At 57.9% G+C, this 21,564-nt stretch carries 20 protein-coding genes and 1 riboswitch; of the genes, 12 read left to right on the top strand and 8 right to left on the bottom strand.

Going from position 1 to position 21,564, the window contains the following annotated elements; all coding sequences use genetic code 11:
* Positions 1 to 108: 108 nt before the first annotated feature.
* Positions 109 to 576, top strand: coding sequence for a thioredoxin-dependent thiol peroxidase (gene bcp / locus JZX87_RS11830; RefSeq protein ID WP_148144312.1), 468 nt, complete (start codon positions 109 to 111; stop codon positions 574 to 576).
* A 52-nt stretch (positions 577 to 628) separates the two neighbouring features.
* Here bcp and JZX87_RS11825 read toward each other — a convergent pair whose 3' ends face one another.
* On the bottom strand, positions 629 to 1,264 hold the full coding sequence (locus JZX87_RS11825; protein WP_206826116.1) for a TerC family protein: 636 nt from the start codon (positions 1,262 to 1,264) through the stop codon (positions 629 to 631).
* 725 nt (positions 1,265 to 1,989) lie between these two features.
* On the opposite strand from JZX87_RS11825, the gene msuE reads away from it, so the two are divergent.
* Entirely contained in the window at positions 1,990 to 2,544 is a 555-nt protein-coding gene (msuE, locus tag JZX87_RS11820; protein WP_206825682.1) for an FMN reductase, read from the top strand.
* Between the two features lie 57 nt (positions 2,545 to 2,601).
* Positions 2,602 to 3,096: a heme-degrading domain-containing protein gene (locus tag JZX87_RS11815; RefSeq protein WP_206825681.1), complete on the top strand. Its 495-nt coding sequence runs from the start codon at positions 2,602 to 2,604 to the stop codon at positions 3,094 to 3,096.
* A gap of 49 nt (positions 3,097 to 3,145) precedes the next feature.
* On the opposite strand, the gene JZX87_RS11810 is transcribed toward JZX87_RS11815, so the two are convergent.
* Positions 3,146 to 3,397 carry a GlsB/YeaQ/YmgE family stress response membrane protein gene (locus JZX87_RS11810; protein ID WP_183989347.1) on the bottom strand — a complete coding sequence of 84 codons (252 nt, stop codon included), beginning with the start codon at positions 3,395 to 3,397 and terminating at the stop codon, positions 3,146 to 3,148.
* 159 nt (positions 3,398 to 3,556) lie between these two features.
* On the opposite strand from JZX87_RS11810, the gene JZX87_RS11805 reads away from it, so the two are divergent.
* The 3 genes from JZX87_RS11805 to JZX87_RS11795 all read left to right on the top strand — a co-directional run bounded on the left by JZX87_RS11805 (position 3,557) and on the right by JZX87_RS11795 (position 7,727).
* On the top strand, positions 3,557 to 6,061 hold the full coding sequence (locus JZX87_RS11805; protein WP_353654186.1) for a mechanosensitive ion channel domain-containing protein: 2,505 nt from the start codon (positions 3,557 to 3,559) through the stop codon (positions 6,059 to 6,061).
* A 192-nt stretch (positions 6,062 to 6,253) separates the two neighbouring features.
* Positions 6,254 to 7,102, top strand: a complete 849-nt coding sequence (locus tag JZX87_RS11800) for a response regulator (RefSeq protein ID WP_148144316.1) — start codon at positions 6,254 to 6,256, stop codon at positions 7,100 to 7,102.
* Positions 7,103 to 7,121: 19 nt separating this feature from the next.
* Positions 7,122 to 7,727, top strand: coding sequence for a GGDEF domain-containing protein (locus JZX87_RS11795; protein ID WP_502711314.1), 606 nt, complete (start codon positions 7,122 to 7,124; stop codon positions 7,725 to 7,727).
* A gap of 84 nt (positions 7,728 to 7,811) precedes the next feature.
* Here JZX87_RS11795 and JZX87_RS11790 read toward each other — a convergent pair whose 3' ends face one another.
* Positions 7,812 to 8,702, bottom strand: a complete 891-nt coding sequence (locus JZX87_RS11790) for an SDR family oxidoreductase (RefSeq protein WP_206825679.1) — start codon at positions 8,700 to 8,702, stop codon at positions 7,812 to 7,814.
* A gap of 142 nt (positions 8,703 to 8,844) precedes the next feature.
* On the opposite strand from JZX87_RS11790, the gene JZX87_RS11785 reads away from it, so the two are divergent.
* Positions 8,845 to 9,252: a winged helix-turn-helix transcriptional regulator gene (locus tag JZX87_RS11785; RefSeq protein ID WP_148144319.1), complete on the top strand. Its 408-nt coding sequence runs from the start codon at positions 8,845 to 8,847 to the stop codon at positions 9,250 to 9,252.
* Positions 9,253 to 9,267: 15 nt separating this feature from the next.
* Here the strand turns inward: JZX87_RS11785 and JZX87_RS11780 are convergent, their stop codons facing one another.
* Positions 9,268 to 10,995 carry a pilus assembly protein TadG-related protein gene (locus JZX87_RS11780; RefSeq protein ID WP_206825678.1) on the bottom strand — a complete coding sequence of 576 codons (1,728 nt, stop codon included), beginning with the start codon at positions 10,993 to 10,995 and terminating at the stop codon, positions 9,268 to 9,270.
* On the bottom strand, positions 10,995 to 11,414 hold the full coding sequence (locus JZX87_RS11775) for a TadE/TadG family type IV pilus assembly protein (RefSeq protein ID WP_206825677.1): 420 nt from the start codon (positions 11,412 to 11,414) through the stop codon (positions 10,995 to 10,997). Before JZX87_RS11775 ends, JZX87_RS11780 begins: the two co-directional genes overlap by 1 nt.
* Before the next feature lie 197 nt (positions 11,415 to 11,611).
* Between JZX87_RS11775 and JZX87_RS11770 the strand changes: the two genes are divergently transcribed.
* The 3 genes from JZX87_RS11770 (at position 11,612) to bluB (ending at position 15,116) form a co-directional block, all read left to right on the top strand.
* Positions 11,612 to 13,285: an NAD+ synthase gene (locus JZX87_RS11770; protein WP_206825675.1), complete on the top strand. Its 1,674-nt coding sequence runs from the start codon at positions 11,612 to 11,614 to the stop codon at positions 13,283 to 13,285.
* A gap of 19 nt (positions 13,286 to 13,304) precedes the next feature.
* Positions 13,305 to 14,135 (top strand): TolB family protein, encoded by an 831-nt coding sequence (locus JZX87_RS11765; protein WP_206826111.1) that lies wholly within the window; start codon positions 13,305 to 13,307, stop codon positions 14,133 to 14,135.
* Between the two features lie 28 nt (positions 14,136 to 14,163).
* A riboswitch (cobalamin riboswitch) is annotated at positions 14,164 to 14,346 on the top strand.
* An 83-nt stretch (positions 14,347 to 14,429) separates the two neighbouring features.
* Positions 14,430 to 15,116: a 5,6-dimethylbenzimidazole synthase gene (gene bluB / locus JZX87_RS11760; protein WP_206825673.1), complete on the top strand. Its 687-nt coding sequence runs from the start codon at positions 14,430 to 14,432 to the stop codon at positions 15,114 to 15,116.
* On the opposite strand, the gene JZX87_RS11755 is transcribed toward bluB, so the two are convergent.
* Together JZX87_RS11755 and JZX87_RS11750 are read right to left on the bottom strand one after the other, a co-directional pair.
* A complete protein-coding gene (locus JZX87_RS11755; RefSeq protein ID WP_206825671.1) occupies positions 15,117 to 15,848 on the bottom strand; it encodes a hypothetical protein in 732 nt (243 codons plus the stop codon).
* 86 nt (positions 15,849 to 15,934) lie between these two features.
* Positions 15,935 to 18,262 (bottom strand): NADP-dependent malic enzyme, encoded by a 2,328-nt coding sequence (locus JZX87_RS11750; RefSeq protein ID WP_206825669.1) that lies wholly within the window; start codon positions 18,260 to 18,262, stop codon positions 15,935 to 15,937.
* 203 nt (positions 18,263 to 18,465) lie between these two features.
* Here JZX87_RS11750 and JZX87_RS11745 point away from each other — a divergent pair, with 203 nt between their 5' ends.
* Both JZX87_RS11745 and JZX87_RS11740 read left to right on the top strand, forming a co-directional pair.
* Complete coding sequence (locus JZX87_RS11745; RefSeq protein ID WP_502711317.1) at positions 18,466 to 19,287, top strand: UDP-2,3-diacylglucosamine diphosphatase; 822 nt, start codon at positions 18,466 to 18,468, stop codon at positions 19,285 to 19,287.
* A 115-nt stretch (positions 19,288 to 19,402) separates the two neighbouring features.
* Positions 19,403 to 20,593 (top strand): MFS transporter, encoded by a 1,191-nt coding sequence (locus JZX87_RS11740; protein ID WP_353654185.1) that lies wholly within the window; start codon positions 19,403 to 19,405, stop codon positions 20,591 to 20,593.
* Here JZX87_RS11740 and dgcA read toward each other — a convergent pair.
* Positions 20,563 to 21,546: an N-acetyl-D-Glu racemase DgcA gene (gene dgcA / locus JZX87_RS11735; protein ID WP_206825665.1), complete on the bottom strand. Its 984-nt coding sequence runs from the start codon at positions 21,544 to 21,546 to the stop codon at positions 20,563 to 20,565. The two genes, JZX87_RS11740 and dgcA, sit on opposite strands and share 31 nt — an antisense overlap.
* Positions 21,547 to 21,564 lie beyond the last annotated feature (18 nt).

Genomic DNA, 21,564 nt, shown 5'->3' with positions numbered 1-21,564 from the left:
TGAAGAACTCGTTCTTTTCACATCCAAGCTGATCTGGACGCCTCTTCGGGCTGTATATACCCATGGCCGCAACATTCACTCAAGATGCTGGCAAAAGAAAGGAAAACCATGGCGAACCTGAATATCGGCGACGACGCACCGGATTTCACGCTGCCCGGAAATGGCGCCCAGACCATTTCTCTGGCGAGTTTTCGCGGCAAGCGGCTGGTGCTCTATTTTTACCCCAAGGATGACACAACGGCCTGCACGACCGAAGCGATCTCGTTTTCGCAACTCCTGCCAGAGTTCGACAAAGCTGGCGCGGCGATTGTCGGGGTATCCGCCGACAGCGTGAAGAAGCATGACAATTTCGTCAGCAAACGCGAATTGACCATCGCGTTGGGATCCGACGAGGACACGGCGGTCTCGCAGGCTTATGGCGTGTGGAAAGAGAAGAGCATGTACGGAAAGACGTATATGGGGATCGAACGTACAACTTTCCTGATCGATCCTGCAGGCAAGGTTGCCCGGATCTGGCCGAAGGTGAAAGTTGCCGGCCACGCAGAAGAAGTTCTGGCGGCAGTGAAGGCGTTATAACGCAAATTGGCCCGGCAAGAACTTGCCGGGCCAATTTTGTCAGGCGACGTGTTCAGGCGCCGGAAACATAGCTGTAGACCATCGGCAGAACCTCGTCGAAACCGTGGTAAATCATGCTCAGGGCTACGTAGACGATGATGATCAGGCCGAGATAGGCGATCCAGCGGAAACGGGAGAGAAGCTTTGCGACAAAATTCGCGGCGACGCCCATCAGCGCGATCGACACGATCAGGCCGATGACCAGGACCGTGGAATGGCCCTGTGCAGCGCCTGCCACAGCGAGGACGTTATCCAGCGACATCGAGACGTCGGCGAGCACGATCTGCATGGCTGCCTGGAAAAATGTCTTTTCCGGCGCGCGCGATGCGGCTCCATCTGCGGTGTCGGGAGAGCCGTCGTGATGCGCAACGCGAAGTTCCGACCACATCTTCCAGCACACCCAACCGAGGAGAAGGCCGCCGATGAGCTGCAGCCCTGGAATGCCGAGCAGATATGTGGTGATGACCGCGAAGATGAGCCGCAAGACGGTGGCAGCGATAATGCCGAAGAGAATAGCCTTCTGCCGCAGATGCGCAGGAAGCCCGGCGGCGGCAAGCCCGATAACGATTGCGTTGTCACCGGAAAGAACAAGATTGATCGCGATGACTTCTAGTAGCGCCATGAATCCGGCGGCCGTGAACAGTTCCATCATGAGGCGTTACCTTTTATGCCCGTTATCGTTTTGACATGAGATTGCAGCAGGAGTGTCGGATGGGCTCCCGGCAAGCGAATAGCGAGTGCTCGTCAACGATATCGGCAATTATTCGCCTAATGAGGGCATGGCAAGCGCATTACCCGTCGCACCTTAGGGTGATTTATGCTCAGGTTTCCAATGGCTAATTCTTCTTATGGTTGTGATGATCGGACTCGGCGCGCGTTTTCCCTATCCAGATAACGTGATGGTTGCTGATCTGCTTTTTTGATCACGGAGCTACCCTCTCTATCGGCTTGGATATTTCGAATTTTCGATGTGAAGATTTCATAATTTGTCGCACTTTAGAGCCGTAAGAGGAGGCGGAGGGGGCTTAACTGTCGTTTTTGTCATCATTCACGGCAGGCCGATGATTCGATTTGTAACCTTCGCTTTCCCGGACAAGCTTGCTGATGATGTGCCGACGCTGCGTGGTGCTAACGAACCCGAGATTTTTTGGCGGCCAAACGAGTGTCTACATCAACTCCAGTGGCTTGCTGCCTGCCACCCGCGATTATAATTTTGTCCCAAAGCCCTCCCGATTAAGTCAATTTTTCCGGTTCCTTCATCCCGGCGACGAGGTGTCAGGGCCACAACAGCATCTGACTCTTGCGGATGGTTGTTGAAAGGGTAGGTCGGGTGATATGTCCTGTCCTTGCGGAGATTTGTAACTGGATAATTGAATGACGCAGTTGAAACTTGTTGGGTTCTCGGGAAGTTACGGTCGGCCGTCCAAGACATCTGCACTTGTGGAGTATATCGCCGACCTTGCTTGCGATCGGTACAACCTCACCAGATCCGTCTTCGATCTTACGGATGTCGGGGATACGCTGGGTCTGGCTAAATCACAGAATGATCTCGACGCAGATGCCGCGGATGTTCTGAAGGCGGTCGTCGAGTCTGACCTGCTTGTCATCGGTTCGCCGACATACAAGGGCAGCTATCCCGGGATGTTCAAACATTTCATAGATCTGATCGATCCCGAGCAATTGCGCGGCAAGCCTGTTCTCATTGCTGCCACGGGTGGCGGTGAGCGGCATGCACTGATGGTCGAACATCAACTGCGCCCGTTGTTCGGATTTTTCATGGCGCATACGATCCCGACGGCGATCTATGCATCCAAACGGGATTTTTCCGGTCATGAGATCGTCTCCTCGGCGCTGTTGGAACGGATCGGTTTTGCTATCGACGAACTCGCGGCCTTCGTTTCCCGTAAGAGCGGGCCGATAGGCGATTAGCTCTGCACCAGAGCGCTATTCGACCTTAATTATCAGGCAGGTCAGGGAGGGAAAGAAATGTCATTGGAAAACGACATAAAGGCAATCGCCGAGCAGGAAAGACTGCTGGTGTTCGACAGGTTCGATTGTGATGCCGGCTGGAGTCTTGGGGAGCGGTTGAGGCGTGTCGCAAGCGAACGTGCTCTGCCGGTTGCGATCGACGTTACGCTGCATGCCATGCCCCTTTTTTACAGCGCCCTGGCGGGATCGACTGCCGACAATGCGCGCTGGATACGCCGCAAGCGAAATGTCGCGTTGCATTTTCTCCGTTCGAGCTACTCTGTCGGACGCAAGCTCGAGCTGCAGGGTGCGACCCTGGAAGACAAGTTCAGTCTCTCAGATGCGGATTATGCCGCCCATGGGGGGAGTTTTCCGATTACCGTTGCCGGTACCGGTTGTATTGGCGCGGTAACTGTCTCGGGCTTGCCGCAACGGGAGGATCATAATCTCGTGGTCGAGGTTCTCGCCGAGATACTGGGTCACGATGCGTTGAAAATCGCGCTTGCGGCCTGAAAGGCCTCTGTCGGACGGTCAATGCCGGCCGACATCGTGATCGCGCTTCTCAGCGTCTGAAGACGCGGGCGATGGCGATCAGTATGCAGGCGCCGATAAAGCCGGCGATCAGATATCCGATCCAGCCGCCCAGGACGACGCCGAAGACGCCAAGGATGGCGTTCGCAACAATTGCACCAACGATGCCCAGTATGATGTTCATGAAGATGCCCATGTCGCTCTTCATGAATTTTTCGGCGAGCCAGCCGGCGATGCCGCCGATGATGATGGCTGCGATCCAGCCGATACCTGCGTCTTCCATGTCCTTACCCTTTCCTAATCCTGTCCTTGGGGTGCGGCAGGTAACGCGCCAAAATGTTCCAGAGTTCCCGTTCGTTTTTTTAGAAAGGCAACATTCCTTTTCTTCGCCTTGAACAGCCCCTATTTTGCCAGCCGATTCGGTTAGCAAGACGAGAGACCAGTGACCCCATCCTTTTTCCTCGGACGCCTTTTCGGCACAGCTTTTGATCGCCGCCACGGGCGCCTGCCGATTGTCCTGACCCTGTTGCTCGCCGTTTCTTCGATCTCTGTTCACAATGCAGTGGCTCAGTCTTCGCCTGAGGCGCAGTCATCGGTGCAGGCCCAAGGGGATCAGTCCACGCCGACCGATGTCACGAGGGACTCCATCAATATCGAGATGAAGGACAAGCTGGATGGCTTGAGGCAGCAGCTCAACGCGTTTCGCGAAAGCGTGCAAAGCACGCCGGATGACGATGCAAAGCTTGCGGACATAAGAGTGAAGGCGGAAGCGATCGTCGAGGAGATGCGCGTCGCTTCGGATGCGATGAAGGTGCGCGTCGAACAGATCCAGGGCCGCCTCACCAGCCTCGGGGAGCCGCCTGCCGCGGGTCAGCCGGCAGAAGCGCCGGCAGTCGCGGAGGAGAGAAGCAAACTGGAGAACGAGCGGTCTCAGCTCAACCTGATCGTCGATGATGCGGGCAGCCTGTCAAACAGCGCGACGCAACTCGCCAACATGATCACCAACCTGCGCCGAACGCTATTTGCGCAGACATTATTCCGGCATACGGAGTTGACGCCCGACGTTTTTGTCGATGCGGGCAATGCGTTCGTCACCGAAATGAGAAATTTTTATTCGACGATCGGAAGCTGGGGAAGTTTCGTCTTCAGGTTCAAGGCGTTTTCGCTGCTTGGTGCGATTGCCCTCTCCGTCGGAGCGGCGTTCCTTTTCCTCGCTGGCGGATATCGGCTCTTCGGCCGTTTTCTTCAGCGCAGCAACAGCGATAACCCCGCTTATATCAAGCGCCTTTCCTATACGTTTTGGTCGACGGTCATGCACAGCATCACCTTCGCGGCATTTCTGGTAACCTCCTATCTTTTCCTTGAAGGATTCAACGTGCTGCGCCCGGATGTGGCGCCCATGATCGCGACATTCTTCGGCTTTATCTGGTTCGTGCATTTCGTCTGGAAGCTGACCTATGCGGCGCTTGCTCCGCACGAGACTGGCTGGAGGCTGGTCAGGATCACGGACAGGGGCGCGCGCCTGCTCAGTCTGGCGATCATCGCCATGGCGGTGACAAACGGACTGGATTACCTGTTGGGTGCCGTCAGCGTGGCGCTCGGTTCGCCGCTGGTGCTGACGATCGCAAAAAGCCTGATCGCCTCGGTCGTTATCGGTTTCATTCTTATCGCAATATCGTTCATCCGCCCGGTCATGGCCGAGGGTGAGGATGCTACGGGGCAGGGGCGTCCCTGGCCTCGTTATTTCTCGGTCACCTTGCGTGTCATGGGCGGGCTGCTGCTGCTATGCGTGATTGCGGGATATGTCGGGCTTGCGCGCTTCGCCTCAACGCAGATCGTTCTAACCGGGGCGGTGCTTGCGCTCATCTATATCGGTCTCCTGTCAGGCAAGGCGATTTCGAAGCGCGGCGCATTCAATGATACTGCCCTTGGACGGCGGCTGGTGGAGCGGCATCGCTTCGGCGACGTCGGGCTTGACCAGGCGGGGCTGCTGGTCGGTCTCGGAATCTACGCCATCGCGTTGGCGCTCGGCATTCCGCTGATCCTGATTACCTGGGGTTTCCAGATCACGGATATCGAGTCCTGGGTCGTCAGCTTCTTCACGGAATTCCGGATCGGCAGCATCTCGATTTCGATCGTCGGCATATTCGGCGGCTTGCTTCTGTTTGCGCTGGGCTACATCCTTACCCGTTGGGCGCAGAAGTGGATCGACGGAAACGTTCTTGCCCGCAGCCATGTCGATATAGGCGTACGGAACTCGGTAAAGACGGGTATCGGTTATCTGGGTGTCGGGCTCGCGGTAATCGTCGGCGTTTCGGCGGCCGGTATCAACCTTTCAAACCTCGCTCTCGTTGCTTCGGCGCTTTCGGTCGGTATCGGTTTCGGCTTGCAGAACATCGTGTCGAACTTCGTGTCCGGCCTGATCCTGCTGGTCGAACGACCTTTCAAGGTCGGTGACCATGTCGTGACGGGAACAACGGAAGGCATCGTGAAACGAATTTCCGTTCGTGCCACGGAAATCGAGACGTTTCGCCAGCAGGCGATCATCGTTCCGAATTCCGACCTCATCAATGCGGCCGTGGGCAACTGGACGCTGAAGAACCGGATACAAAGATCCGAAATCAAGGTTTCGACCAGCTACGAAAGCGACCCGGAAAAGGTGATGGCGATTCTGCTGGATATCGTTTCGGAAGTGCCGGAGATCCTTCGGAATCCTGGGCCGCATGTCGAGTTTCTGGCATTTGGCGGATCGTCGCTGGATTTCGAACTGCGCTTCCATCTGGCCGACATGTCCGAAGGGCTGCGTATTCGCAACGATATACGTATCGAGATATTAAAACGCTTCCGCGAGCAGGGCGTGGAGATACCGTTCCCTCGGTCGGAAGTCGTCTATCACCGCGGTCTTCCTATTCTTCCGGAAGAGCCTGACGTACGAGGCGGAGCGTAACGAGAGTTTGCTTTAACCAACGGCTTTTCTTCCGGTTAAGCATACATCGCCATGATTCATTGACCTAATTGATAACGAGATCGTTCTCCCGGCTCGATTTGTTTTGAATTGAGCCGGCGAGTTAACCGTTCTGCAAATCACGCCGAATAAAACCGTGTTTAGGGGCATGATTTTATTTTGTAAGGGTCGACAATGACATTCCTTGGTATTTCCGGGATGCAGTATTCCGGTGAATCGCTTGGTAAATCCCGCATTCTTCTGGCCGAGGACTCCAATGTCTTCACATCGATGATCGGCATGCGGCTCAAGGAGCTGTTCGACATCGACATCGAGATATGTCGTAATTTCGAGGATCTTCAGCTCGCATATGATCGGTCGACCGATCCGATCATGCTCGCGATCTCCAATATCAATCTGCCCGGAGCGGAAAACGGAGAGGCGCTGGAATACCTGATCGATCTATCTATTCCGACGATCGTATTTACCGGTACGTTTCATCAGGAAACGCGCGACAAGCTGCTCACAAAGGACATTGTCGACTACATTCTCAAGGACAACGTGTTCGCCGTCGAGATGCTGGCCGAGTCCGTATGCAGGTTCCTTACCAATCATCGCCATCATGTCTTGATCGTCGATGACAGTCCAACTGCGCGGGCGCTTCTTTCCAGCCGTCTGAAGCGGTACAATTTCCGCGTCAGCACAGCCGAAAACGGTGCCAAGGCGCTCGAAATACTCAAGAAGAACAGCGATATCGGCCTGGTCATCACCGATTACAACATGCCCGATATCGACGGCTTCGAACTCACCCGCCGCATTCGGTCGGTTCGCGGCTCACACGAGTTGCGGATCATCGGCGTGTCCTCGTCTTCCGACCGGCATCTGTCCGCCCGCTTCCTGAAAGCTGGCGGCAACGATTTCATGTTGCGACCGTTCATCGACGAAGAGTTCTATTGCCGTGTCAACCAGAACCTCGACACGCTCATACAGATCCGTTCGATGCGGTCGGCTCGAAGCGTCGGCGATATCAAGAATGTCGCCTGAACGCTGAGACAGGTGCCCCATGCCCTACATTGTAAGCCAGAAACGTCAACGGTCAGATCCTAATAGCTTTACGGTGCAAGGCGCCATCGAAGCGATTGACGGAGCGTATAGCCCTAACGTGGCTGCAGGTCGTACAATGTTGTCTATAGAGGACTTCTATCGGCTGGGGGCGCCGATCGTGTCCGATTGCATCGATGGGGAGCGGGCGTGCTCTATCGCGATCATCGACATAGACCGGCTGTTCAGGATTTCCGAGCAGCACGGTCCGGATTGTGCTGATTACGTGCTTCAGGAATTCGGCAGCAATCTTATCCAGCTCTCCTCTGATCTGGACATATCCGTCGCCCATCTCGGGCAGGACCAGTTCGGCCTTCTTCTCGTCGGGTTGAACTCCGATAGGGCGACGGAGGCGTTTGATCGCCTGCGGTACGAGCTGTCGCTACGGCCCATCGGCTGGAAGGGCGAGATGATCAATATCACCGTTTCGGTCGGGGTTGCCGAAGTCTACGGGCCTGAAACGTTCGATAATTATCTCAATGCGGCGGAACAGTTTCTGTTCATGGCAAAAATGTCCGGCCGCAATCAAGTCGTCTCCGATCATACGTTTGCGGTCGCTGCTCATTGAGCGGATCGGAGGCGTAGATACCGCAACACCGGCAGGGCGTGAGATTGCTTGCCGGCGTTGCTGTTTCTATGCCCTTGTTATGGCTCAGTGTGCGCTCAGAAGCGCACCCTTGTTATTGGCAAGGTAAACGGAGAGAGGCTGCGGCTTGCTGCCCGTGAGCTTTTCAAAATCGCTCGTTATCAGATCGAAATTTCCGGCCCGGATGTTGGCGTCGGCAGATACCAGCATCTTGACCAGAAAATCAGGCAGGCCGGCCGAGGTCAATCCGCCAGCCAGTTGTTCGTCGGTCACATGCACGATATTGAGCGGCTTGCCAGAGGCCTTGGAGACGAGCGCCGCGATCTCTTCGGCATTCAGGCTTTCTGATCCTGTCAGGGTGAGGGTGGTGCTACCGGCCGGCGGATTTGCAAGGGCGGCGGCGGCGGCGCGGGCGCAATCGTCACGGCTGATATTGGAGACCTTGCCTGCGCCATAGGCCGTGTACCAGGTGCCGGTTTCCAGATTGTGCGGCATCGACATCAGATAGTTGTCGTCATACCAGGCGTTGCGCAGGATCGTGTAGGCAATGCCGGTTGCCTTAATGGCTTCTTCGGTGCCTAGGTGATCGGGTGCGAAACTTACCAGCGACTTGTCCGGGTTCGGCATGGACGTGTAGAGGATATGCTTGACGCCGGCCTTGATGGCGGCGGCGACTGCCGTCTTGTGCTGCTTCAGGCGATTACCCGGGGTGGCGAGGTCATCGGTGGAGATGATCAGGACGCGATCAATGCCGGCGAAGGCTGCTGCAAGGCCCGCCTCATCGGTGAAATCCGCTTTGCGGGTTTCGACGCCCTTGGCGGCAAGATCGGCCAGCTTGGACGTGTCGCGGCTTGCTGCGACAATGTCGCCTGGCGAAACCTTCGATGTCTCCAGAAGGTGATTGAGGACTGCGCGGCCGAGCTGGCCTGCGGCGCCGGTGACGAGAAGTTTGGTCATGTCGTTTCCTCTTGCAATGCCGCCGGATTATCCCGGCATAATTGTTGGTCTCAAAAAGAGACTAGCACTAGAATAGGAATTGACGCGCCTCTGTAAAGGAGGCACATTTCCGGGAGATCGTTACCAAAAGGGAACTACCAGAATGGACAACATAGCACGAGTGAACACGCTTGCGGGCGAGCCGTGTGATATGTCCACCTGGGATGCGGGCAACTGTCCGGTTCGCGACGTGATGAACCAGATTGCCGGCAAGTGGTCGACCCTTCTTCTTGAGGCGCTTGCGCAGCGGCCATACAGGTTCGGAGAGTTGCGACGGCTTGTGCCGGATATTTCCCAGCGAATGCTGACACAGACTTTACGCGATCTCCAGCGCGACGGTTATATTGATCGGCAGGTTTTTCCGACCAAACCGCCGAGCGTCGAATATCGCATGACCGACCTCGGCCATTCGTTGTTTGCGCCCTTATCGAAAGTGCTCGCCTGGGCCGGAGAAAACCACGCTGCCGTAAAGGCTGCACGTGCGAAATATGACGCAAGCGAATTGGGATAAGGTTCAGCGACTGACCTACTGGACGAGGACCGGGTTGCGGCATGAGGCGCCACCGACCCGCACGTCGACTTCCCCGACCTTGACGCCGATGGTGGACAACACGCTGTAAAGAACCTGATCGAGTGGCGTGGTCAGCAGCCTCAACGTATCTGCGAGGCCACCGAGCAATGCGGATGGCACCTCGACCCTCAGTCCCAGGATTTCGACTTCGAGCTGCAGGTTCTTGAGCAACGAATCCACAAGCGTAGAGACGGTATTTTTCGTCGATGCCTGTTTTATCTTCTGACTCGATATGTCAGACGGAGAGAAAGACAGCTGCGTTGCGTTGACATTCGTTGCGTTGGCATAGGCAAGCGCCGTCAGGTTTAGTGCAGGTGTAGCAACCATCTTGGTCTTGGTCACTCGCAGGTCCTTGCCGAAATTGGCGAAGGCGGATTTGTCCACATCGCCGAGCGACAGTTCCAGCACTCCGGGAACCGCCTCGACATTCACCGTCGCGCCTGTCGATCCGCTGGGGCAACTGATCGACGCCATGCGACCTTCCGCATGCGCGACTTCGAGATAAAGCGGCACCTTGATCCTGATGCCCAGCAGGCCGGTAATGCCGTCGACCGTGGTCGTCAGCGAGATGCGGGTCTGGGCAGTTCTTACGATCGAGCCGGTCCGGCCTATTCCCAAAGCCTTGGATCCGACCGGCGGCTCGCCGATCGCAACCGACAAGGTCAGGCCGCCGAGGCCGGGAATTGTAGCGCCGAGATCGAGATCGATCTGGTTGGTGCCGCCGTTTGCGGCGTTTGCCGTGGCGCTGATAACGTTGAATATGTCGGTCTGAACCGCCAGGCCATCGCTCTTGCCGATCAGCCGGGATCCGAGCGGACCGATATCCATGATGTCCTTTAGCTTGACGGTAAGTTTGGTGGTGCCGAGCGTCTTCTCCAGCGACTTGACGGTCGCTGCGACGGCAGGCGTCACTCCCGTCGTCTGGCCGATGGCATTCAGAAGGGTACCGTAAGAAATGTCGGTGTTGAGCAGATCATTATAGGTGCCGGCCGTCAGGTTCAGCTTGATCGCCAGCTGATCAAAGACCTTGAGCAGGTCGACATTGGCACTGGCCAGCGATTGATAGTCCATAACCGACAACGACAAGGTGGTGCCGAGGAGATTGCCGAGCAAGGCGTTGACCACGCCGCCATTGAGACTCGCAAGCCGCGAGCCGACAGAAAATGCCGCCATCTTGTCGATCGCGGCCGTTCCGCTGGCGTTCAGCATAGGCGCCTTCGCCAGTGAACCGCCAAAGAAGAGGCCCCCCTTCTGATAGACGGTGACGCGGACCGCGTCATAGGGGGCGACACCGGACTGGAATCGGGTGCCGACGGCAACGGAGGAATCGGCCTGATATTTTCCGGCGATCACTTCGGCATAAGCCTCGAACTTGTCGAATACGGTTTCCAGGCTGAAGGCGACCGGTGCACCTTTATTCAATAACTGGCCATTCTTCAGGACGGCGACGTTCTTGTTGTTGAGGGCCATATAGTCCACGACCCCGGTTTCAGGGCTGCTGGGGTTCGCCGCGGCTGAAATTGCCGAAAGGTCGGCAGTCGTCTGCAGCTCGCGCTGTTGCAGCGTCAGGTAGCCATAGTCGACGCCGAGTGCCAGTGCGCTGATCATGATCGGCAGGGACAAGGCGGCCGTGATAGCGACGTTGCCGCGACGGTCACGGTACCATCGGTTGATCTGTTGCATCAGATGCCTCCGACGCGAACCGTTGCGAACCGTTTTATCTGGTTGCTCGGCATCGCATAGGTGAACAGATTGAAAATCGGCAGGTTGCTGGCGTCATAGGTGAGGGCGACGGTGAACTGGTTCGGATTGCCGGGGTCGGCCTGTGCGATCAGTGTCAGCTTTGATTTGTCGAGCAGCGTGCTGTCTATCATCGAGCGATTGATAAAATCGCTAGCGAGGGTTTTGCGCTCTGTATCGCTCAGACCGGCAACGGCGGTGCGCGCAGCGTCTGCCGCCAGTTGTTGAACTGAATGGGCAGCGGACAGGTAGATGCCGTAGGCGATCATGCTGAGCAGGGCGATAAAGAAAAGAGGTGAGACGATGGCGAATTCGACCGCCGCCGCACCTGAACTGTTGGTGATGAACCGCCGGATACGCATCCGTCTCCTCCGAGCTTTTTTGTCGGATTATCGGCATCATCAATTAAGGCATCGCTAAAATAGATGCATTGAATATAGTAAAGTGACCTGAAGTTGTGACAATAGGATTTGATGATCGAGTACGAGCTGGCAATCCTTGTGGAAAATTGCCGCCAAAGACCGTTGCGGCATTTGCGTCACCGCATTAAATCTCGGTCATGACCCAGACCGATCCCAAGACATTGCGTATCGCTGTTGCCCAGCTCAATCCGACGGTCGGCGATGTCGCCGGCAATCTTGCCCTGGCCCGCGAGGCTCGCCGTGACGCCGCCCGCGAGGGTGCCGATCTGCTGATGCTGACGGAGCTTTTCATTTCTGGCTATCCGCCCGAAGACCTGGTGCTCAAGCCTTCCTTCCTCAAGGCCTGCCTCAAGGCCGTGGAGACGCTGGCGGCGGAAACCGCGGATGGTGGACCCGGCGTACTGATCGGCTTCCCGCGCCAGGGCGAGACCGGACGGCATAATTCCGTCGCGCTGCTCGATGCCGGCAAGATCATCGCCATCCGCGACAAGATCGATCTGCCGAACTACGGTGAGTTCGACGAAAAGCGCGTCTTTACCGAAGGATCGATTTCAGGCCCCTACAATTTCAGAGGGATTCGCATCGGCGTTCCGATCTGCGAGGAAATCTGGAACGACATGGGCGTCTGCGAGACGCTGGCCGAGAGTGGTGCGGAAATCCTGCTCGTGCCGAACGGTTCGCCCTATTATCGCGGCAAGCTGGATGTCCGTTATCAGGTGGCCTTGCGCCAGGTCATCGAAAGCGGTCTGCCGCTGATCTTTGCAAACCAGCTCGGTGGCCAGGATGAGCTTGTCTTCGACGGCGCAAGCTTCGCCTTCAATGCCGACAAGTCGCTGGCCTTCCAGCTTTCGCAATTCGAGACAGCCTTTATCGTCACCGACTGGAGACGTGAAGAGGATGGCTGGCGCTGCCAGCCCGGCCCGATGGTCCGTATTCCCGAAAAGGAAGAGGCTGACTACCACGCCTGCCTGCTCGGATTCCGCGACTACGTGAACAAGAATGGCTTCAAGTCGGTCGTGCTGGGCCTCTCCGGTGGCATCGATTCGGCTGTCTGCGCCGCGATCGCCGTTGACGCGCTGGGCGAGGAGAGGGTGCGCACCATCATGCTGCCCTATCGCTACACGTCCGAAGACTCGTTCAAGGACGCCGCGGACTGCGCGAAGGCGCTCGGCTGCCGCTACGATATCGTGCCGATTTCCGATCCGGTCGAAGGGTTCCTGGCATCGTTGTCCGACATGTTCGAAGGCACCGACCAGGGCATTACCGAAGAGAACCTGCAGAGCCGTACGCGCGGCACTATCCTGATGGCGATCTCCAACAAGTTCGGCTCGATGGTTGTGACGACCGGCAACAAGTCGGAAATGTCGGTCGGCTACGCGACGCTTTATGGCGACATGAACGGCGGCTTCAACCCGATCAAGGACCTCTACAAGATGCAGGTCTATGCGCTGGCCGAATGGCGCAATGAAAATGTGCCGGCAGGCGCTCTCGGCCCGTCCGGCGAGGTGATCCCGAAAAACATCATTTCCAAGGCGCCTTCCGCCGAGCTTCGGCCGGATCAGAAGGACCAGGATTCGCTGCCGCCCTATCCGGTTCTGGACGATATCCTCGAATGCCTCGTCGAAATGGAAATGGGCACCGAAGACATAGTGGCCCGCGGCCATGACGTCGCAACCGTCCACCGCATCGAGCATCTGCTCTATCTCGCTGAGTATAAGCGGCGACAGTCGGCTCCGGGTGTGAAGATCACCAAGAAGAATTTTGGCCGCGATCGCCGTTACCCGATCACCAACCGTTTCCGGGATCGTTGAGAGGGAGGCGCCCTTGGCACTGCGAAGCTCCATCGAGATCTACAATGTCCGAACCCGCCAGAGCTGGGTTGTCTGGCAGACGGAGGAATTGTTCGAAGCGCCCAACTGGTCGCCGGATGGTGACTATCTGATGCTTAATGCAGATGGCCTGATCTACCGTTTGTCTTCGGATGGTGATTCCGGTCCCATCCGGGTCGATACGGACTTCGCGACACTCTGCAACAACGACCATGGCATCTCGCCAGACGGCGCGCTGATTGCGATCTCTGACAAGGTCGAGTTCGGTAAGTCGGCGATCTATGTCCTGCCGGCCAGAGGCGGTACGCCGAAACTCGTCACCGAAAACCTGCCATCCTACTGGCATGGCTGGTCGCCGGACGGAAAGACGTTCGCTTATTGCGGTATCCGTGATCAGGTCTTCGATATCTATACGATCGGCATCGACGGAAAGAACGAGACCCGGCTGACCTTCGGCGAGGGCCGCAATGACGGGCCGGATTATTCGCCGGACGGTCGTTGGATCTATTTCAACTCCAGCCGCAAAGGGCTGATGCAGATCTGGCGTGTTCCGGCGACCGGCGGCGCTGCCGAACGCATCACCGACAGTAACTATGGCGACTGGTTTCCGCATCCGTCACCCAAGGGTGACAAGGTCGTTTTCGTATCCTATGACGCCGAAGTCTTCGATCATCCGCGTGATCAGAATGTTCGCGTTCGGCTTATGGATGCCGATGGCGGCAATGTCGAAACGTTGTTCGAGCTTTTTGGCGGGCAGGGCACGATGAACTCGCCCAACTGGTCACCGGAGGGTGATGAATTCGCCTATGTGCGTTATTTCCCTGCGGCGTGAACGGCCTTGCTTCGGCCGGGTTCAGTCAGCATAAGAGCCTCCGTCAGGTGCCCATCCTTGATGGGAGAATCGGGAAGCCGGTGAAATTCCGGCACGTGCCCAACGCTGTGAGGCTGACGCTTATCGTATTCATGCCACTGGATTTCTCCGGGAAGGCGGCGATGAGCGGATGAAGCCCAGTCAGAAGACCGGCCTGACGAGATGGACCGATCCGCGCGGACGGCGGGCAGGTTGAGTGGATTGCGCCACGCCGTGACGGTGGCAGCAATCCGCAGGCGTTGTTGGGGAAAGACGATGCGACCTGATGAATTGAACAATGGCCTCGTGGCCGCCGAAGCTTTTACCGATGACGAGCGTGCCGCCGTTTATCGCGCCATCGAAACCCGCCGCGACGTGCGTGACCAGTTTCTCTCCGATACGATCCCGGATGATGTGCTGCGCAGACTACTGGATGCCGCCCATGCCGCCCCGTCGGTTGGTTTCATGCAGCCCTGGAACTTTATCCTCATCCGTGACGAGGCGGTTCGCCAGTCCGCTTGGGAGGCGTTTTCGCGCGCTAACAGGGAAGCTGAGGCGATGTTTCCGGAGGAGAAGCGCAGCACCTACAGGAGCCTCAAGCTCGAAGGCATCAGAAAGGCGCCGCTGTCGATCTGCGTCACCAGCGATCCGGATCGTGCCGGTCCGGTGGTTCTGGGGCGTACACACAACAGCCGCATGGACAGCTATTCGACCGTCTGTGCCATCCAGAACCTCTGGCTGGCAGCCCGCGCGGAAGGGATCGGCGTCGGCTGGGTCAGTATCTTTCATGATGAAGATGTTCGAGCGCTCCTCGGCATTCCGGACCGCGTCGAGATCGTAGCCTGGCTGTGCCTCGGTTATGTCGATCAGTTGTATGGAGAACCCGAACTGGCGATAAAGGGCTGGCGCCAGCGTCTGCCTCTGGAAGATCTCGTCTTTCAGGACGGTTGGGGCCAGAAATAATCAAGGCTGCAGCTGCTGGGGGCCGCTGGATTTTGGATTGGCGAGGTCGATGTCTTCTTCGGGGAAGAACTGCGGCCCGACGGAGCGAATCTTTTTGCCGGGATCATAGGGACGATCCGGCGGGAACTGGACGGGTGCTTCTCTCGCTGGCGCAGGTGAGGCGCTGCCGAGATGGGTGATGCTGGAATTCGGATCGTCCACCTTTGGCCCAGTCTGCGTCTCCTCTCCCGGCCTTGGCAGTGCCAGCCCCCGGATCCGCAGGCGTTCTTTATCGTCAAGTTCCGTCTGGGTATCGAGGTCAGTGGGCGTGCAATTGTTGGAGCGGATCGCCGACAAGATCGCAACGCGCTCTTCCGATGGCTGCAGTAGCGAGCGGGTATTGTTGCGTTGCTCGGTGATTGCCGTGCGCTCATCTTCCAGCCGTTGTAGCGTGTCCTGCATGTAACCGCATTCATCATCGCCGTCGGAAGGCGCTCCCAACGTCACGATGCTGCCGCTGCCGCAACCTTGCCTGCGCATGTCGATCCTGAGTTGCCGGATATCCGCGTTGAGTGCGCTCAGATCCTGCGCGTAGCTACGCACATTGCTGCTCGTGCCTATGATCTGTGGGGTGCTGTTAAGGCGGCGATAGAGATTGGCGCAGACCTCGACATCGCGCGGAAAGGCCGCTTGAGGCGCAAGCAGCGAGGCAAGCATCAGCGATGTCAGCATCTGCGGCTTGGAAAATGTCATGTCTCACCTGTCGCATGGCTCTGCGGGGATCAACCTGGCATGTCGAGCATGCGGGAAGCTTGCCTTGAAGCTTCCCGCATCTCTTGTCATTTCACCAGCGCAAGCGGTTCCGCCTGGGACGCCTCGACGACGCCCAGAGCCGCCATGTTAACGACGCCGCGGGAGGTTACGGTCTGCGACAGGATATGCGCCGGTTTGGCTGTGCCGAGCAGGATCGGACCGACATGCAGTCCGTCCATCATCGTCCGCACGAGACCGAGTGAAATGCTGGCAGCATCGAGGTTCGGGAAGACCAGAAGATTGGCTTCGCCGGTGAGTGTGCTGTTCGGCATGGCGCGCTTGCGCAGCGCCTCGTCCAGCGCCGAACCACCCTGCATTTCGCCATCGACTTCGAGTTCCGGCGCATCCTTGCGGATGATTTCCAGAGCCGCACGCATCTTGCGGGCGCTTTCCGAATCGCGGGAACCGAAATTCGAATGGCAGATCAGCGCGGCCTTCGGCACGATGCCGAAGCGGCGAACTTCCTGAGCGGCGAGGATGGTGATTTCGGCAATCTCCTCGGCGGTCGGATTGTAGTTCACGAACGTGTCGGTGAAGAACATCGCGCCACGCTGGGAGATCAGGAGGCTGAGGCCGGCATTGGTGCAGGCACCGGCGCGCTTGCCGATGATCTGGTTGACGTCGCGCAGGTGGCGATCATAACGGCCTTCAACGCCGCAGATCAGCGCATCGGCTTCGCCACGCTTGACGGACAGCGCGCCGATCACCGTGTTGTTGGTGCGCACGATCGTGCGGGCAGCTTCCGGATTGATGCCGTTGCGGCCGACCAGCGCGAAATAATCCTCGACATATTCGCGGTAACGCGGATCGTCTTCCGGATTGACCACGCCGAAATCGACATTGGGGCGGATGCGGATGCCGAAACGTTCCAGACGCGCTTCGATGACGGAAGGACGGCCGATCAGGATTGGGCGGGCAATCTCTTCCTCGAGCAGAACCTGGGCCGCGCGCAGTACACGCTCGTCTTCGCCTTCGGCAAAGATGACGCGCTTCTTTTCAGACGCCTTGGCTGTCGCGAAGATCGGCTTCATCACAAAGCCGGAGCGCCAGACGAAACGGTTCAGCTGGTCGAGATAGGCTTCGAAATCCTGGATCGGACGGGCAGCAACACCGCTTTCGGCAGCGGCACGCGCCACTGCCGGGGCAATGCGCAGGATGAGGCGCGGATCGAAGGGTGACGGGATAAGATAGGTCGGGCCGAAGATCGGCGTCTCGCCGGAATAGGCCTTTGCTGCAACGTCCGATACTTCTTCACGGGCAAGCGCTGCGATGGCCTTGACTGCGGCCATCTTCATTTCCTCGTTGATCGTGCTCGCGCCGCAATCGAGCGCACCGCGGAAGATATACGGGAAACAGAGAACGTTGTTCACCTGGTTCGGGAAGTCGGACCGACCGGTGCAGATCATCGCGTCGGGGCGCGCTTGGCGGGCGAGTTCCGGCATGATTTCCGGTGTCGGATTGGCAAGCGCCATGATCAACGGCTTTTCCGCCATGCGCACAAGCAGTTCCGGCTTCAGGACACCCGGAGCAGAGAGGCCGAGGAAGACGTCGGCGCCGTCAATGCTGTCGGCCAGAACGCGATTGTCGCTCTTCTGCACGTAGACGGACTTCCACTCGTCCATCAGTTCTGTACGGCCCTCATAGACGAGGCCTTCGATATCGTGGACCCAGATGTTCTCCTTCTTCGCGCCGAGCGATACGAGGAGATTGAGGCAGGCAAGCGCTGCCGCGCCGGCGCCCGACGTGACGATCTTGACGTTGGTGATCGACTTGCCGGCCAGCTCCAGGCCATTCAGGATCGCGGCTGCAACGATGATCGCGGTACCGTGCTGGTCGTCATGGAAGACCGGGATATTCATCTTCTCGCGCAGCTGGCGCTCGACTTCGAAACATTCCGGAGCCTTGATGTCTTCAAGGTTGATGCCGCCGAAGGTCGGCTCGAGCGCAGAGACGGTCGAGACCATCTCGTCGATGCCGGCGGCATCGATCTCGATGTCGAACACGTCGATGCCAGCGAACTTCTTGAACAGGACAGCCTTGCCTTCCATCACCGGCTTGGATGCAAGCGGGCCGATATTGCCGAGACCGAGGACTGCCGTGCCGTTGGAAATGACGGCGACGAGATTGGCGCGCGCCGTATAATCGGCAGCGGCTTCCGGATTGTCGCGGATTGCGAGGCAAGGGGCTGCAACACCCGGAGAATAAGCGAGCGCCAGGTCACGCTGGTTTCCGAGCGGCTTGGTCGCCTGGATTTCCAGCTTGCCCGGACGCGGATGTCGGTGGAAGAACAGCGCCTGTTCGTCAAGATCCGCACTGCTCGGTGGGGCCGACTTTGATTTATCCTGCGCGTCCATGCTCGCTCCTGCTTTAGTCTGTTTTCCCTGTCCATATAGGGAGAATGCGGCCCCTCATTACATCAAACAGCGCCGCGTAACAGCAGCTAATTTGATCGATGTAAGGAATTCGCGAGGGCAGCTGTCACACCGAAAAGACCTCCTGTCATCATCCTGAAACAAGACTCTGGTTTTCAGGCGGCGGGGCTGGCTATGAAAGGACGATTTCCGTGACAGCGACAGGTGAGACCAGGAATTTCAGAACCTTGTTCATCTCCGACGTGCATCTCGGCTCGAAGGCGGCGCGGACGGAACTCCTGCTGGATTTTCTCAAATATCATGAAGCGGATACGGTGTTCCTAGTCGGTGACATCGTCGACGGCTGGCGACTGAAGCGCAGCTGGTTCTGGCCGCAAGGCTGCAACGACGTGGTTCAGAAGTTGTTGCGCAAGGCGCGCAAGGGCACCCGCATCGTCTATATCCCCGGCAATCACGATGAGTTCCTGCGGGATTTTCCCGGCACCCATTTCGGCGGCATCGAAGTTGCGGATCGCGCCATCCACGAAATGGCTGACGGCAAGAAATATCTCGTGCTTCACGGCGACGAATTCGACGTGGTCGTGCGCAACGCTCGCCTTCTCGCCTATCTGGGCGACTGGGCCTATGACGCGGCAATCGCCATCAACGTCGTGCTGGCGGCGGCCCGCCGTCGTCTCGGCATGCCTTACTGGTCTTTTTCTGCCTGGGCGAAGCTGCAGGTCAAGCATGCGGTCAATTTCATCGGTGAGTTCCAGAAGGTCGTCGCCGACGAGGCAAGGCGCAACAAGGTCGATGGCGTCATCTGCGGTCATATTCACCACGCGGTGATGACCGATATCGACGGCATCCATTACGTCAATACCGGTGACTGGGTGGAAAGCTGCACGGCAATTGCCGAACATCATGACGGAACGCTGGAACTGATTACCTGGCGCGACATCAAGGTGACAGCCGAGTTGCATGCCCTGCCGGCACCGGCGAAGACGAAGAACATGCAGGCTGCCTGACCTGACGAAATCTTCACGACCGATACACTTTGTTTTCGCATAAAACGTGTAATTCGGTTTTCATTGCAAACGGCGATGATAGTCTTCGCAGACTTTCATCGCCGTTTGTGATTCCGTGAACATTGCCGCAAAATCGTCTGCCGCTCCGCCGCGGTTTCAGCTTCGCTGCTCGCTCGCCTATGCCGCACCGATGTCGCTCAACGGCATTCTCGTGCCTTATCTGCCCGTATGGCTGAATGGCCTGAACTTCAGCGCAATGCAGATCGGCGCGATCCTCGCGGCCCAGGTGGTGTTTCGCGTTTTTGTCGCCATGGGGACGGGCTCTCTCAGTGCCCGTGCTCGCGATCCACGCCATATTCTCGCATGGTCCGCGGCGACATCGGTATTCTCCATCCTCGGCCTGCTCCTCAGCGGTGATTTCTGGGTCGTGCTCGCCGCCGTGGCGGTACAGGCCGCCTTGTTTGGCCCCTATACGCCAATCGTCGAATCGATCTCGATCTCCGGCGTCAAGCGCTGGGGATTTCATTACGGAAAGATGCGGGTCTGGGGATCGGTCGGGTTTGTGGTGACGACGCTGATCGCCGGAAGTCTCTCGACGGCCATCGGCAATATCGCGATCCCGCTCATGCTGGTTGCGGTCCTCCTGACCTCATTTGCCGTCGCCTTCATCGCGCCCCGGCTCGACCAGGAGATCGGCAGGCGCACGGTCGCAGCGTCTCCGAGGACATTACGCCGTCCGCTCGGCGCTTCCGTCCATCTCCTCTTGATCGGGGCATCGCTCATCCAGTCGAGCCACGGGATGTTTTACGGTTTCAGCACGATCCAGTGGCAGGGCATGGGCTTTTCGAATGCCGTGATCTCCGCTCTCTGGTGTATCGGCGTGATTGCCGAGATCGGTATCTTTTTCATCTCAGGCAGCCTTGCAAGACGCCTGACACCCTTGGGGCTGCTGCGTTTCGGTTGCCTGATGGCGATCCTGCGCTGGGTCTTTTTTCCGTTCGGCTCGGATGTCTGGTATTACGGGATACTGCAGATCTTTCACGCATTCAGCTTCGCCTGCGTTCATTTGGGGCTGCAATACCGTCTGTCTGAAATGGTGTCGGAGGATCAGCAGGCATCGGCGCAGGGCGTCTACGTCGCGTATAACGGGGCATTTCTGGCGATCTCGACCCTGCTTGCCGGCGTCATCTACCGGCAGCTGGAAATCTACGGTTATTTCGCCATGGCTCTACTGGCCGTGATCGGCCTTGTCGTTCTGGTGCTCGCGACCCGTTCTCAGCCCCAGAGTTCGGCAAGCGGAGGATAGACGAGCGAGCCTTCATAACGAAGCCCGCCCGGACGGTCGCGGGCAAGAAGCAGCGGCCCGTCGAGATCGGCATAATCTGTATCCTGCGCAAGCAGCACGGCTGGCGCCATGGCAAGCGATGTTCCAACCATGCAGCCGACCATGATCTGAAACCCCAACCGTTGGGCTTCCGCCTTCATCACCAGCGCTTCCGTCAGCCCGCCGGTCTTGTCGAGTTTGATGTTTACTGCGTCATACCGGTCGCGCAGGGAGGATAGATCGGCAGTCGAGTGGACGCTCTCGTCGGCGCAGATCGGTACGAGCCGCTTTATCCGAGAAAGCATCTCGTCCTTGCCGGCGGGAAGCGGCTGCTCGATCAGTGATATGTCCAACTCGGCGGCAATGGCCAGATGCCGCTCTATGTTATCCCTGGTCCAGCCCTCATTGGCATCGACGATGATCCGCGCATCCGGGGCCGAATCGCGCACGGCTCGCAACCTCGATTCGTCGTCCGCCGTGCCGAGCTTTATCTTCAGGAGCGGTCGTTCGCGGTTCCTCCTGGCATCCGCGCCCATCGCCGCCGCATCCGATAGCGATAATGTGAAGGCGGTGACGATCGGATCCTGACCTGTGGCGCCGATCGATGCTGCGACGCTGCGGCCGGATTGCTTCGCTTCGAGGTCCCACAAAGCACAGTCAACGGCGTTGCGGGCAGCGCCGGGTTTCATCGCGGATTGCAGTTCATTCCGCGTCAGCCCGGCCTCGATCGCCTTTGAAACCGCCAGTATATCGGCCATCACGCCGTCCATCGTCTCGCCGTAACGGCGATAGGGAACACATTCGCCGCGGCCGGAAACTCCGTCTTTCGAAATGGTGCAGACGATGACATCCGCCTCGGTCTTTGACCCGCGCGAAATGGTGAATGTGCCTGCGATCGGGAAAGCCTCGATTGTTGCTTCAAGGTGACGGGGCATGGTTTTAAGCGTCCTGTT

Source organism: Agrobacterium sp. Ap1 (genome assembly GCF_017313375.1).
In the GTDB taxonomy this organism is placed as follows: domain Bacteria; phylum Pseudomonadota; class Alphaproteobacteria; order Rhizobiales; family Rhizobiaceae; genus Neorhizobium; species Neorhizobium cellulosilyticum.
Note: the sequence above shows the minus strand (reverse complement) of the source record. Positions and strands in the feature narration are given on the sequence as shown.

Bases quoted from the DNA above. Each gene is read 5' to 3' on its own strand.
- bcp (WP_148144312.1), top strand. From the start codon at position 109: ATGGCGAACCTGAATATCGGCGACGACGCACCGGATTTCACGCTGCCC.
- JZX87_RS11825 (WP_206826116.1), bottom strand. From the start codon at position 1,264: ATGGAACTGTTCACGGCCGCCGGATTCATGGCGCTACTAGAAGTCATC.
- msuE (WP_206825682.1), top strand. From the start codon at position 1,990: ATGACGCAGTTGAAACTTGTTGGGTTCTCGGGAAGTTACGGTCGGCCG.
- JZX87_RS11815 (WP_206825681.1), top strand. From the start codon at position 2,602: ATGTCATTGGAAAACGACATAAAGGCAATCGCCGAGCAGGAAAGACTG.
- JZX87_RS11810 (WP_183989347.1), bottom strand. From the start codon at position 3,397: ATGGAAGACGCAGGTATCGGCTGGATCGCAGCCATCATCATCGGCGGC.
- JZX87_RS11800 (WP_148144316.1), top strand. From the start codon at position 6,254: ATGACATTCCTTGGTATTTCCGGGATGCAGTATTCCGGTGAATCGCTT.
- JZX87_RS11795 (WP_502711314.1), top strand. From the start codon at position 7,122: ATGCCCTACATTGTAAGCCAGAAACGTCAACGGTCAGATCCTAATAGC.
- JZX87_RS11790 (WP_206825679.1), bottom strand. From the start codon at position 8,702: ATGACCAAACTTCTCGTCACCGGCGCCGCAGGCCAGCTCGGCCGCGCA.
- JZX87_RS11785 (WP_148144319.1), top strand. From the start codon at position 8,845: ATGGACAACATAGCACGAGTGAACACGCTTGCGGGCGAGCCGTGTGAT.
- JZX87_RS11780 (WP_206825678.1), bottom strand. From the start codon at position 10,995: ATGCAACAGATCAACCGATGGTACCGTGACCGTCGCGGCAACGTCGCT.
- JZX87_RS11775 (WP_206825677.1), bottom strand. From the start codon at position 11,414: ATGCGTATCCGGCGGTTCATCACCAACAGTTCAGGTGCGGCGGCGGTC.
- JZX87_RS11770 (WP_206825675.1), top strand. From the start codon at position 11,612: ATGACCCAGACCGATCCCAAGACATTGCGTATCGCTGTTGCCCAGCTC.
- bluB (WP_206825673.1), top strand. From the start codon at position 14,430: ATGCGACCTGATGAATTGAACAATGGCCTCGTGGCCGCCGAAGCTTTT.
- JZX87_RS11755 (WP_206825671.1), bottom strand. From the start codon at position 15,848: ATGACATTTTCCAAGCCGCAGATGCTGACATCGCTGATGCTTGCCTCG.
- JZX87_RS11750 (WP_206825669.1), bottom strand. From the start codon at position 18,262: ATGGACGCGCAGGATAAATCAAAGTCGGCCCCACCGAGCAGTGCGGAT.
- dgcA (WP_206825665.1), bottom strand. From the start codon at position 21,546: ATGCCCCGTCACCTTGAAGCAACAATCGAGGCTTTCCCGATCGCAGGC.